This is a genomic window from Pseudomonas sp. MWU347 (assembly GCF_017947305.1).
Classification (GTDB): Bacteria; Pseudomonadota; Gammaproteobacteria; order Pseudomonadales; family Pseudomonadaceae; genus Aquipseudomonas; species Aquipseudomonas putida_A.
In genome coordinates, this window is record NZ_JAFGZB010000004.1 from 142,871 (window position 1) to 155,701 (window position 12,831).

Annotated in this window: 12 protein-coding genes; 3 read left to right on the forward strand and 9 right to left on the reverse strand. The window is 60.9% G+C overall.

Going from position 1 to position 12,831, the window contains the following annotated elements; translation table 11 throughout:
• Window positions 1-44: 44 nt before the first annotated feature.
• From KCG87_RS09950 to KCG87_RS09965, 4 genes are all read right to left on the reverse strand, one after another.
• Window positions 45-998: a hypothetical protein gene (locus KCG87_RS09950; protein WP_210558010.1), complete on the reverse strand. Its 954-nt coding sequence runs from the start codon at window positions 996-998 to the stop codon at window positions 45-47.
• A gap of 17 nt (window positions 999-1,015) precedes the next feature.
• The gene (locus KCG87_RS09955; RefSeq protein WP_027614342.1) at window positions 1,016-2,731 is read right to left on the reverse strand and encodes a proline--tRNA ligase; all 1,716 of its coding nucleotides are present in this window, start codon (window positions 2,729-2,731) and stop codon (window positions 1,016-1,018) included.
• A gap of 129 nt (window positions 2,732-2,860) precedes the next feature.
• On the reverse strand, window positions 2,861-4,420 hold the full coding sequence (locus KCG87_RS09960; RefSeq protein WP_210558009.1) for an AmpG family muropeptide MFS transporter: 1,560 nt from the start codon (window positions 4,418-4,420) through the stop codon (window positions 2,861-2,863).
• Window positions 4,421-4,463: 43 nt separating this feature from the next.
• Complete coding sequence (locus tag KCG87_RS09965; RefSeq protein WP_135295090.1) at window positions 4,464-4,817, reverse strand: MGMT family protein; 354 nt, start codon at window positions 4,815-4,817, stop codon at window positions 4,464-4,466.
• 166 nt (window positions 4,818-4,983) lie between these two features.
• On the opposite strand from KCG87_RS09965, the gene KCG87_RS09970 reads away from it, so the two are divergent.
• Window positions 4,984-5,991, forward strand: coding sequence for a DUF481 domain-containing protein (locus KCG87_RS09970; RefSeq protein ID WP_007961919.1), 1,008 nt, complete (start codon window positions 4,984-4,986; stop codon window positions 5,989-5,991).
• A gap of 116 nt (window positions 5,992-6,107) precedes the next feature.
• On the opposite strand, the gene KCG87_RS09975 is transcribed toward KCG87_RS09970, so the two are convergent.
• On the reverse strand, window positions 6,108-6,317 hold the full coding sequence (locus KCG87_RS09975) for a cold-shock protein (RefSeq protein WP_002554837.1): 210 nt from the start codon (window positions 6,315-6,317) through the stop codon (window positions 6,108-6,110).
• Between the two features lie 353 nt (window positions 6,318-6,670).
• Between KCG87_RS09975 and dcd the strand changes: the two genes are divergently transcribed.
• Entirely contained in the window at window positions 6,671-7,237 is a 567-nt protein-coding gene (gene dcd, locus KCG87_RS09980) for a dCTP deaminase (RefSeq protein ID WP_003222308.1), read from the forward strand.
• A 102-nt stretch (window positions 7,238-7,339) separates the two neighbouring features.
• A complete protein-coding gene (locus tag KCG87_RS09985) occupies window positions 7,340-7,549 on the forward strand; it encodes a hypothetical protein (RefSeq protein ID WP_027614346.1) in 210 nt (69 codons plus the stop codon).
• 46 nt (window positions 7,550-7,595) lie between these two features.
• On the opposite strand, the gene pdeM is transcribed toward KCG87_RS09985, so the two are convergent.
• From pdeM to KCG87_RS10005, 4 genes are all read right to left on the reverse strand, one after another.
• A complete protein-coding gene (gene pdeM, locus KCG87_RS09990; RefSeq protein WP_098967537.1) occupies window positions 7,596-8,252 on the reverse strand; it encodes a ligase-associated DNA damage response endonuclease PdeM in 657 nt (218 codons plus the stop codon).
• Entirely contained in the window at window positions 8,249-10,738 is a 2,490-nt protein-coding gene (locus KCG87_RS09995; RefSeq protein WP_210558006.1) for a ligase-associated DNA damage response DEXH box helicase, read from the reverse strand. The genes pdeM and KCG87_RS09995 overlap by 4 nt, the downstream gene beginning before the upstream one ends.
• Before the next feature lie 192 nt (window positions 10,739-10,930).
• Complete coding sequence (locus KCG87_RS10000) at window positions 10,931-11,695, reverse strand: ATP-binding cassette domain-containing protein (RefSeq protein WP_123586990.1); 765 nt, start codon at window positions 11,693-11,695, stop codon at window positions 10,931-10,933.
• A gap of 13 nt (window positions 11,696-11,708) precedes the next feature.
• The gene (locus tag KCG87_RS10005) at window positions 11,709-12,827 is read right to left on the reverse strand and encodes a succinylglutamate desuccinylase/aspartoacylase family protein (RefSeq protein WP_202369512.1); all 1,119 of its coding nucleotides are present in this window, start codon (window positions 12,825-12,827) and stop codon (window positions 11,709-11,711) included.
• Window positions 12,828-12,831: the final 4 nt, after the last annotated feature.

Here is a 12,831-nt window from a genome sequence, read left to right on the forward strand (position 1 = left end):
GCAATCAACTGTGGGAGCGGGCTTGCTCGCGAAGCTTTTCAGGCTTAATTCGGTCCAGGATCAGCGACCAGACGCCCCGCATCCTTGGTCAGCGACTTGAGAAACTCGGCCTGCAACTCAGGATCGTTGCGCGTCAGTTCAATGAGGCTTTGTTCCAGCTCGCTGGCCTCTTCCTCCAGACCCAGTTCCGACAGACGTTTGACCCGGTGGACCCACTGGCTCACTTCGTCGTCTTCCAGATCGTCATAAATCAGCCCGTGCGCTTCGAGCAACTTGCTGCGCAAATGGCTGCTGATTGCCAGAGATGAATCGCTGTGCACGTCATCCTTGCCGTCTTCGACGCTGATCTGCAGTTTGCCGATATGATTCAGGTCATTTTCGGCGAACGGACTGTCCAGCAGGTTCAGGCGCAGCACGCCGTTGCGGTCGGTGGTCATGTCGAAGGTCTGCTTGCCGGCCTTGACCTGCACCGGACGCTCGCTCCACGGCAGGCTCGAATACTCCGTGCGCTTGTCGCGCTGGACTTCATCGATACCGGCCAGGTTCTGTTGCGCACGACCGTGGGACTGCACGTTCATGAACGGGTTGACCCCGGCAATGCCGTAGTTCAACCAGTCCTTGGTCACGCTGTCCGGCAGGTTGCCCAGAGCGAATACGTTGACCACATTGGCGCCAACACCGGCGACCACGGCCACTGCACCCAGCGGAATCTCGTAGATTTCGCGCCAGGGCTGATAAGGCGTGTAGCGATCGTAACGACGGGTGACCTCAAACTCGGTGACTTCGAAGGTCTTCTGTTCGTTGATTTTCACGCGACGCTGCGGCAGTTCGAGCACCTTAGGCTCACCGACATCGATCTGCAGGCTGTGATCGAGCAGTTTGCGCTCGACCCGCTCTTCGTGCTCGCTGCGCTGTGACATCTGATTGGCACAGCCGCTGACCAGCAGGGCGCCGCACAAGGCGGCGCCACCGAGGCCCAAGGTGTTTCGCTTGAACATGAGGTCTCTATCTGGATTCAGCGGCGGATACGGGCCTGAAGGAAGGACAGCACATCGGCAACCGGCAGCGCTTGCGCTTCGGCCTCGGTGCGGCTCTTGTATTCCAGGTTGCCTTCGGCGAGGCCGCGGTCACTGACCACGATCCGGTGAGGAATGCCGATCAGCTCCATGTCCGCGAACTTGATGCCCGGGCTGGTTTTCTTGTCGCGATCGTCCAGCAACACTTCGAAACCGGCCGCCGTCAGTTCTGCGTACAGCTTGTCAGTGGCTTCGCGCACCTGCTCGGTTTCATAACGCAGCGGTACCAGAGCGATCTGGAACGGCGCCAGGGTGTCGCTCCAGATGATGCCTTTCTCGTCGTTGTTCTGCTCGATGGCGGCAGCGACCACGCGGGATACGCCGATACCGTAGCAACCCATTTCCAGGGTGACCGGTTTGCCGTTCTCGCCCAGCACTTCGCACTTCATCGCCTTGCTGTACTTGTTGCCCAGCTGGAAGATGTGCCCGACTTCGATGCCGCGCTTGATTTCCAGGGTGCCTTTGCCGTCCGGGCTTGGGTCACCGGCCACGACGTTACGCAGGTCGGCAACGGTTGGAACCGGCAGATCGCGTTCCCAGTTCACGCCGAAGTAGTGCTTGTCGTCGATGTTCGCGCCGATACCGAAGTCGCTCATCAGTTCGACCGAGCGGTCGATGATGATCGGCAGCGGCAGGTTCAGCGGGCCGAGCGAACCGGCACCGGCGCCAATGGCGTCACGCAGCTCGGCATCGGAAGCCATGACCAGCGGGCTGGCCACGCCTGGCTGGTTGGCAGCCTTGATTTCGTTCAGCTCGTGGTCGCCACGGATGATCAGGGCAATCAGCTTGCCTGGCTCTTCGGCGTGGACGATCAGGGTCTTGATGGTCTTTTCAATCGGCAGATTGAATTTTTCCACCAGCGCGGCAATGGTCTTGGTGTCTGGAGTGTCGACCAGGCGCAGCTCTTCGGCCGGCGCTGGACGCGAGGTTTCCCGTGGCACGGCTTCGGCTTTCTCGATGTTCGCCGCGTAGTCGGAGCCGTTGCTGAAGACGATGTCGTCTTCGCCGGACTCGGCCAGTACGTGGAACTCGTGGGAGCCGGCGCCACCGATCGAGCCGTTGTCGGCTTCAACCGGGCGGAATTTCAGGCCCAGACGGGTGAATACGTTGCAGTACGCCTGATGCATGCGGTCGTAGGTGACCTGCAGCGACGCCTGATCGGCGTGAAACGAGTAGGCGTCCTTCATGATGAATTCGCGGCCGCGCATCAAACCGAAGCGTGGGCGGATTTCGTCACGGAATTTGGTCTGGATCTGGTACAGGTTGATCGGCAACTGCTTGTAGCTGCTCAACTCGTTGCGCATCAGATCGGTGATCACTTCTTCGTGGGTCGGGCCCGCGCAGAAGTCGCGACCGTGGCGGTCTTTGATGCGCAGCAGCTCAGGGCCGTATTCTTCCCAGCGCCCCGATTCCTGCCACAGCTCGGCCGGTTGGGTGCTCGGCATCAACACTTCAAGAGAACCGGCAGCGTTCATTTCTTCGCGAACGATGGCTTCAACCTTGCGCATTACCCGCAAGCCCATCGGCAGCCAGGTGTACAGGCCCGAAGCGAGTTTGCGGATCATGCCGGCGCGCAGCATCAGCTGATGGCTGACGACGACCGCATCGGAAGGCGTTTCTTTCTGTGTGGCGAGCAAAAATTGACTGGTGCGCATGGTTGGCCGTTGTCGGTTGCTATGACTGGAAATGACGGAGCAGTGTACCGGCGAGATTTGCCGACGTACAGGATTGCGCTCGGCGGTGAGGCTCAACGGCGGGAATCCTCCCGCCGTATCTGAATTGTCCTACGACTCTTCGACCACGGTGGTCGGCACAGGCTCGGGCGTTGGTGTCGGGCCTTCGCGGCGGTTTTCCTGAAACCAGTGCAGGGCGATCAGCACCAGGGTCGGCACGCCGAGCAGCGCCGTGATCATGAAGAAGTTGTGGTAGCCGAACTTCTCGACCATTACCCCGGAATAACCGCCGATCAGGCGCGGCAGCAACAGCATGATCGAGCTGAGCAGGGCGTACTGGGTGGCCGAGAACTTCAGGTTGGTCAGACTCGACAGGTAGGCGACGAAGGCTGAGGTCGCCATGCCCGAACTGAAGTTGTCGAGGGAGATGGTCACCACCAGCATCTGCAGGTTCGGGCCCATGTCAGCCAGCATCACGAACAGCAGGTTGGTTGCCGCCGAAGCTGCGCCGCCAATGAACAGGATCGGCAGGATGCCGAAGCGCACGATCAGCAGGCCGCCCATCCCGGCGCCGAGGAGGGTCATGATCAGGCCGAAGATCTTGCTGACGCTGGCGATCTGATCCTTGGTGAAGCCCTGGTCGATATAGAACACGTTGGCCATCACGCCCATCACCGTGTCGGACATCCGGTAAGTGGCGATCAGCCCGAGCAACAGCAACGCCTGCCAGCGGTAGCGCAGGATGAAGTCGTTGACCGGGGTCAGCACCGGCGCCAGGCCGCGACGGCCCATGGTCGACAGGCACAGGCCGGTGAGCAGGGTGTAGAGGATGGCGCGCAGGAAGGCGCGGTCTTCGAGCAACAGGTCGAGCGGGCTCATATTGCCGAACAGCACGCCGGCGAAATCGGTGTTGTAGAGCTGGGTGAACATCGCCGGAACCGACACCAGCAACACGATCAGCACGAATACCGAGGCCAGTTGATGCCCGAAACTGTAGCGGCCGGCCTGCAACTGCGTGCGCAGTGGCACTGGCGGTTCGCGCATCAGCAGCGAGGTCAGCAGGGCAGGCACCATCAACACGCCGAACAGGGCGTAGGTGCCGGTCCAGGCCGAGTGTTGATAGTTGAAACCGGTGGAGCCGAAGCCTTCGGCAAAGAACAGCGCGCCCGCCGTGGCGAGCAGGGCGGCGACGCGGTAGCCGGACATGTAACTGGCAGCCAGCGCGGCCTGGCGGCTGTCGTCAGCGATTTCCAGGCGATAGGCGTCGACCGCGATGTCTTGGGTGGCGGAGGCGAAGGCGACGATGACGGCAATGGCGATCAGCCAGGACAGGTGTTTCTGCGGATCACAGAAGCCCATGCCGATCAGCCCCAGAATCACCAGGGTCTGCGAGAGCACCAGCCACGAACGGCGGCGGCCAAGCTTGCCCAATAAAGGCAGGCGCCATTGGTCGAGCAGCGGTGACCACACCCATTTGAAGGCGTAGGCCAGGCCGATCAGGCTGGCGTAGCCGATGGTTTCACGGGCAACACCGGCTTCACGCAGCCAGACGGAAAGCGTCGAAAATACCAGCATGTACGGCAGGCCGGCAGCAAAACCGAGCAACAACAGCACGAGCGTCGAAGGACTGGCATAGGCGGCGAGCGCGGCGCGCCAGGTTTTACGGGGCATGGGCTGAAGTCTGCCTCAAGATTGCGAAAACAAAGCGCGCACTCTAACCGCTGTGCTCTATCGGACGCCAGCCATGGCGCTGAATATCCACACGATTGTTCAGGACGGTGACGCCTTCAGAACGCAATCGTGCCCGTTGTTCGTCCCCCGAGGGGCTGCCCAGTGGCAGACTGATCCGACCGCCGGCACCCAGTACCCGGTGCCACGGCAGTTTGGTATCGCCGGGCAATTGGCTCAGGGTCCGACCGACCCAGCGGGCGGCGCGCCCCAACCCTGCGAGTTCAGCTAACTGACCATAGCTGACCACCTTGCCCTCAGGCACTTGGGCCAGCGTCGAATAAAGCGCCGTGCGTCGGATTTGCGCTTGGCTTTCCTCGGGATGATTCGGCTCTTTCACCTGCGCGGTTCCTGAACAATAGTCATATCGATGGGCTCAAGCGTAATCGCTCGTTGGCCAGATGAGAAATGAACTCAATGGAAATCGCCCGGTCAGTCCTTGTCAGGGTCTTATTCCTACGGATAATGCCGACCTTTTTTCGCAAACTTGAGCCCTCGATCCACTTATGTTGTCCAGAACCCTGCTGTGCCTTGCTGTCTTCAGTGCCTCCACGCCGCTGCTTGCCGATACCGTCTGGTTAAAGAACGGTGACAAGCTGAGCGGTAAGATCTCCGTTTTCGATGGCGGCAAATTGCTGATTCAGACCCAGTATGCGGGTGCGGTCAGCATCGACTGGAAAGAGGTCAAGACGCTGCAAAGCGATCAGGAACTGCTGGTCAAACAGGACGCCTACAACGGTGAAAAAGCCAAGTCGCTGACCGCTGCCGATGACGGCAAGGTCACCCTGGCCAACGGCGAGGCGCCGAAGACCGTCGAGCTGGCGAGCATTCAGCAGATTCTCAAGCCGAAACCGGTGGTCGAGGATCTGGTGTGGAAGGGTAACGTTGGCCTCGCGCTGGATTATCAGCGTGCGGAAAAGGACACCGACGACTACGACATCGACTTCAAGACCACCGCGCGTCATGGCCGCTGGCGGCACACCGCCGAGGGCGAATACAACCGCGAAGTGCAGGACGAGCAGGTCACCACCAATAACTGGCGCGCCGAATACGCACTTGACCGCTTCCTCACTGACAAATGGTTCTGGCAGGGCCGCCTGAACTACAAGCGTGACTACGTTGAAGAGCTGTCGCGTCAGCGTGTGGTCGGTACCGGTCCGGGTTACCAGTTCTGGGACGACGAGCTGGGCGCGTTCTCGCTCGGTTCGTTGCTCAACCGCACCGATTACGAGTACAGCGATGGCGGCAAGGACAACTTCTATTCGGTCGCCATGAAGTGGGATTACAACCGCTACCTGATCGGCAAAAAAGTCGAGTTCTTCACCAACGGCGAGCTGGGCAAGCCGCTGTCTGACGTAGCCAATTACGCGCTGGATGCCGAGATGGGCCTGCGCTACAAGGTCACCGACTGGGCGTCGCTCAACCTCAAGGCCGAACGCGACATCATCAGTGGTACCAAGGATGCAGATTTGAACAAGACCCGCTACACCGCAGGGTTTGGCGTGGCCTGGTAAGGCAAGTCGAAAAAAAAGCAGCCGTGAGGGCTGCTTTTTTTGTGGCCGTTAAAAAACACACGCCCACAAAAAAGCCCCGCTTTGAGGGCGGGGCTCTTTTCTAAAGAAGCTACAAGTTAGATAACTTGTACTTCTTCAGCTTGCATGCCTTTCTGACCGCGGGTAGCGATGAAAGAAACCTGTTGGCCTTCTTTCAGGCTTTTGAAGCCGTCGGATTGGATAGCTTTGAAGTGAACGAACAGGTCGTCACCGGATTGTGGAGTGATGAAGCCGAAGCCTTTTTCATCGTTGAACCACTTAACGGTACCGGTTTGGCGATTAGACATGGTGTAACTCCTTGAACAAAGATAACTGCGACTCAGGAAGAACCCTGGCCGAGACTGAGTGCAAAGAGCAGGAAAAATTCTTGTAGATGGTTGGATCGAAATTCAACATATCGTGTAGAGATTCTCAGTGACACAAGCAACACAGTGGCGCCACCTTAACCCTTTTTCCGGAACGTGCCAATGTTTCTTGCGAAGGTTTCTCTGTTTTAGGGATCGACGGTGTGACGGTTCGTCGCCAGAGCCTGTATTTCCAGGGTGTTCGGCGAGAATTTCAGCGCGGACTTTGAACCCGGCGGCGCGCCCGGTAAGATGCCGGACAGATTTTTTCCACCTCGCTATTCAGGACACCCGCCATGAGCATCAAATCGGACAAGTGGATTCGCCGCATGGCGCAGGAACACGGCATGATCGAGCCTTTCGTCGAGCGCCAGGTGCGCGGCAGCGACGACAGCCGTGTGATTTCCTACGGTGTGTCGAGCTATGGCTACGATGTACGCTGCACCAACCATTTCAAGGTGTTCACCAACATCAATTCGGCGATCGTCGATCCGAAGAACTTCGATGCCGGCAGCTTTGTCGACATCCACAGCGACGTCTGCATCATCCCGCCGAACTCCTTCGCCCTGGCCAGCACCGTCGAATACTTCCGCATTCCGCGCAACGTATTGACCATCTGCCTGGGTAAAAGCACCTACGCGCGCTGCGGCATCATCGTTAACGTCACCCCGCTCGAGCCTGAGTGGGAAGGCCACGTGACCCTGGAATTCTCCAACACCACCAACCTGCCGGCGAAAATCTACGCCAACGAGGGCGTGGCGCAGATGCTGTTCCTCGAATCCGACGAGCAGTGCGAAGTTTCGTACAAGGATCGCGGCGGCAAATATCAGGGCCAGCGTGGCGTGACCCTGCCGCGTACCTGATCCATCCGGCAGTTCGCGGGAATTCTTTGGCGGGCAGACACTCTATGGGGTGTACTGCCCGTTTTTGCTTCTGGCAAAGCGGGCCTTCGCCGAGGAGGTTGCATGAAGATCGATCCGCATATCACCGCCCAACTGGCAAGGCTTGAGCCCAATCAGGTTGGCGTTTTGGCCTGGTCATTGTTGGCACACCCGGCTTTCCATATGGCAGGCGGCATTCCCGGTCAGCCTGATCCCGACACCCCTAACGAACAACCGACCGAACCCGGCGAGCCGACGCTGCCGGACGAGCCGCCACCCGCGCCAGTGGCCTGAGTCGCTACTCCATGAATGGCCAGTCGGCTGAGGTTTGCCCAAGACCTCAACTGACGGGCCATATTTCGTTGTCGCCGATGACGAAAATCCTGCACTGAGCGTCTTTCTCGACCTGATAACCACCGGTAAAGGCACCAAAGGCCGGCAGCAGGCTCAATCGCTCACCCAGTCGAAAACACGCCAGCCGCAAACGCTGCCGCCCCTTGCCGTTGAGCCGATAGACCGGATGCACATGCCCGGCCAGCACATGCCGCTCGGGATGTGGATCCGGTTCGTGTTGCAGGGCAAACGGCCCGAGCAGCAGGGGCTCCGGAACCACGCGGATATTCAGCGCCGCCGGGGGATCCCCGGCACGTTTGTCGTGGTTGCCGCGAATCAGCGTCATCGGCAGATCCGCGTGCCGTGCACGCCACTCGGCCAGGGCATTCAGCGTACCCGTCGCATGCGAACCGGGGCCGTGCAGAAAGTCACCGAGGAAAATCAGCTGCCGACAGGGCAGTCTGGCCAGCAAGCGGTCGAGCACTTCGATATTCGCCGTCGTGGTGCCCTGGGGTACCGGCTGGCCGAGGCTGCGATAGGCCGCGGCTTTGCCGAAATGCACATCGGCGATCAGCAGTGCTTGCTGCGCCGGCCAGTACAGGGCCTTTTCCGGCAGCAGCCAGAGTTCTTCACCGGCCAGGCGCACTGGATACGCTGCACTCATGAGGCTTGACCCTTGTCGGCGGATTTCTCCAGATCGCCGACCATGCGCCGGATGCGGTCAGCGAGTTTTTCCGAACTCATGCTTTCGCGCATGCGCTCCACCAGCAACGGAAAGCCTAGCGGTGTAGGACGTTTGATCAGGTGCATGTCCAGTTTCATCCGGTTGATCCGCTCCAATGTCTGTTCCAGACGACGAATATCCAGTTCTTCCCGTAAGACTTCTTCCCCGGCTTGAGCCAGCAGCAGGTTGTCAGCGTCGTATTGTTTGAACACTTCGAAGAACAATCCGCTGGAAGCCTGTACCTGGCGGGTACTTTTCGGCGCGCCGGGATAGCCGGCGAACACCAGCCCGGCGATCCGCGCGATCTCGCGAAAGCGCCGCAACGCCAGCTCCCCGGCATTGAGGCTGGCCAGCACGTCGCGCAGCAGATGCTCGGGGCTGAGCAGCGCCGCATCGAGTTGCTCGAACCAATCGACCGGCGTGGCGCTGAGCAACTCCAGCCCGTAATCATTCACCGCAATCGAGAACGTCAGCGGCTGGCGCTGACTCACGCGCCACGCCAACAGGCTGGCGAGCCCCAGATGCACCTGGCGCCCGGCAAACGGATAAAGGAAAAGGTGCCAGCCTTCACGGGATTTCAGCGCTTCGGCCAACAGACTGTCGGAGGTGGGCAGACCCGACCAGTGCGCCTGGGTTTGCAGCAACGGTTGTAGCGCCTGCATTTCCGGGCCGACGAACTCACCCCGCGCTGCTGCAGTAAAGCGGCTGACCACCGCGGCGGCCAGTTCGTTGGAAAGCGGCATCCGCCCGCCATTCCAGCGCGGCACGGCGGCTTTTTTCGCGGTGCTGCGTTTGACGTACGCGGTCATGTTCTCCACCCGCACCAACTCCAGCAGGCGCCCGGCAAACAGAAAGCCATCGCCCGGTTTCAGCCGCGCGATAAAGCCTTCCTCGACACTGCCCAACTGCTTGCCGCCGCCACCCTTGCTCCAGAATTTCAGGTTGATGCTGGCGTCGCTGACGATGGTGCCGATGCTCATGCGATGACGGCGCGCCAATCGCGCATCGGGTACCCGCCAGACGCCGTGTTCATCCGGTTCGACCCGACGGTAATCCGGATAGGCCGTCAGAGAAAGCCCGCCGTGACGTACGAAAGCCAGCGCCCAGGCCCAATCTGCCCGTGTCAGATCACGATAAGCCCAGGCACCACGCACTTCTTCGTACAGCTCTTCGGGAATAAAGCCACCGCCCAGCGCCATGCTGACCAGATGCTGCACCAGCACATCCAGCGGTTTGTGCGGCGACAGACGCGGTTCGATGAGTCGTTGCGCCACGGCGTCGCCTGCGGCAGCGGCTTCGATCAGTTCCAGGCTGTGGGTCGGCACCAGCGTCACGCGCGAGGTGCGCCCCGGCGCGTGACCAGAGCGCCCGGCGCGTTGCATCAGTCGCGCTACGCCTTTGGCCGAGCCGATCTGCAGGACCCGTTCCACCGGTAAAAAGTCCACGCCCAGATCCAGGCTCGAGGTGCAGACCACGGCTTTCAGCTTGCCGTCCTTCAACGCTTGCTCGACCCAGTCGCGGGTCTCGCGGGACAGTGAACTGTGGTGCAACGCGATCAGCCCGGCCCAGTCCGGCCGCGCTTCGAGCAATGCCTGATACCAGATTTCCGACTGTGCCCGGGTGTTGGTGAAGACCAGGCTGCTGGCGCAGGCATCCAGTTCGGCGACCACCTGCGGCAGCATCTTCAGACCGATGTGCCCGGCCCACGGAAACCGCTCGATGGCCGGTGGGACCAAGGTGTCGACATTGAGTGATTTTTCGCTCTGGCCCTGCACGCTGATCCCGCCGCCCTGTGGGATCAGCACCTGTTCGGCGTGGGCTTGATTACCGAGGGTGGCGGACACGCCCCAGACGATCAGTTCGGGTTGCCAATGGCGCAGGCGGGCGAGGGCCAGTTGCAGTTGTACGCCGCGTTTGTTGCCGAGCAGTTCGTGCCATTCATCGACAACGATCATCCGCAGGCTCGACAACGCAGTCCTGGCGTCGGCTCGGGCAAGCAGCAGGGTCAGGCTTTCCGGGGTGGTGATCAGCGTGGTTGGCAGGCGCCGGCCCTGACGCGCACGTTCGGCGCTGCTGGTGTCGCCGGTGCGCAGACCGATGCTCCACGGAATCTGCAAATCGCTGACTGGCGCTTGCAGGGCGCGTGCGGTGTCGGCGGCGAGGGCACGCATCGGCGTGATCCACAGCACGGTCAGTGGTTCGGCTGGTGCTTTGCGTTTTTTGCTGTCTGCAACGCTGGGTTTGATGCGGGCGAAGCGGTTGAGCGCGGCGAACCACACCGCATAGGTTTTACCGGCGCCGGTGCTGGCGTGGAGCAGGCCAGACTGACCTTTTTTAACGGCGGCCCAGACGTTTTTCTGAAAGGCGAACGGCTTCCAGCCGCGTGCGCTGAACCAGAGTTTTGCGAAGTCGGTGGAGGTCGGCATACCGGCGGCTTGCGCTCTGAAGGTGTTCCTTCAGTGACCGCGCCGTTGAGGGACAAGTTTAATTTTGTGCGAGTACATACACCCTTGTGGGAGCGGGCTTGCTCGCGAAAGCGGTGGGTCAGTCAAAACAATGCTGACTGACCCACCGCTTTCGCGAGCAAGCCCGCTCCCACAGGTTTTTATCTGCGTCTGTTACTTGAGGTTACCGCTGAGGAACTGCTTCAGCCGTTCGCTGCGCGGATTGCCCAGCACATCTTCCGGCGCGCCTTCTTCTTCCACCAGCCCTTGATGCAGAAACAACACCTGGCTGGAGACCTTGCGGGCGAAGCTCATTTCATGGGTCACCATGATCATCGTCCGACCTTCTTCAGCCAGACCCTGAATCACCCGCAACACCTCACCCACCAGCTCCGGGTCGAGCGCCGAGGTCGGTTCGTCGAACAGCATCACTTCCGGCTCCATCGCCAGCGCCCGGGCAATCGCCACCCGCTGTTGCTGGCCGCCAGAGAGAAACGCCGGGTACTGATCGGCAACCCGCGCCGGCAGGCCCACTTTATCCAGATAACGGCGGGCGCGGTCTTCGGCTTCCTGCTTGCTGCAACCCAGCACCCGGCGCGGGGCCATGGTGATGTTTTCCAGCACGGTCATGTGGCTCCACAGGTTGAAGTGCTGGAACACCATGGCCAGTCGCGTGCGCAGGCGTTGCAGTTCATTCGGGTCGGCGACGTGCATGCCGTGGCGGTCGGTGACCATGCGGATCGCCTGGCCATCGAGGCTCATGGCGCCGTCGTTGGGTTGTTCGAGGAAGTTGATGCAGCGCAAAAAGGTGCTTTTACCCGAGCCGCTGGCGCCGATCAGGCTGATCACGTCGCCGGTCTTGGCCTTGAGCGAAACGCCTTTGAGTACCTGATGGTCGCCATAGCTTTTGTGCAGACCTTCAACAGTCAATTTGTACATGGGGCAGACATCCTCAAGGCGAAAGTAGGTAGCCGCTGCGATAGGCTTCGGCGCCCGCCACGTGGGCGATCACCATGCCGGCAGTAGCCATGCGCCGCAGCGAGCGGGCGTACAGCAGGCCGGCGGCAGTGCAATGAATGGGGGTGACCCGGTCGTGGATCGGGTCGATGATTTCGGCAATCTGTTGCCCGGCTTGCAGGTATTGCCCGGCCGTAGCGGTGTACACCAGCAAGCCGCCCACCGGCGTGGTCACCGGTTCGACGCCGGCCAACGGCGTGGCGGGGAACGGCAGGGGCGGCTGCGGTTTGGTCTCGCCGACGATCGCATCGAACTGGATCAGGTAATCGATCAAGGCCTGGCAGTCACGACTGGCCATTGGGTGATTGACGTCACCCTGGCCGCGCAACTCCACGGTCACCGAAAAACTGCCCAGCGGAATCTCGAAGTGTTCGCCAAAGCGCTCCTGCAGTTGCCACCACAACAGGGTGAAGCATTCGTCGAATGACTGGCCGCCGGAATCGGTGGCCAGCAGACTGGCCTGAGCTTCGATGTAACGCGCCAGCGGCTCGACCTGCGGCCACGCTTCGGGCGTGGTGTAGAGATGAACCACGGATTCGAAATCGCAGTGCAGATCCAGCACCATGTCGGCATCGCACGCCAGCCGTTGCAGGGTCAGGCGCTGGGATTGCAGTTGCGTGCCGGGTGTCTGGCGGGCGAGGGCGTTGCGCAGGCTGGTGCGGATCAGCTCAAGGTTGCGCTGCGGGTCGTCGCCCAGCTTGCCCTCGATGTCGTTGCCGATTTCTTCGCTGAGGTCGACGAACCAGCGATTGAAATTCTGCCCGCTCTCCATCTCGTACCGGCCCAGCGGCACGTCCATCAGCACTTGTTCGAGGCCGACCGGATTGGCCACCGGCACCAGCACAATCTGGCTGCGCAGGCGCCCGGCGGCTTCCAGCTCCGCCAGTCGCTGCTTGAGGTGCCAGGCCACGAGCATGCCGGGCATTTCGTCGGCATGCAGCGAGGACTGGATGTAGATCTTGCCTTGGGCCTGCTCCGGGCCGAAGTGGAAGCTGTGGATCTGTCGTGCGGTCCCCGGCACCGGGGCCAACAGGTCATGGATCTGGTGTCGCATTACA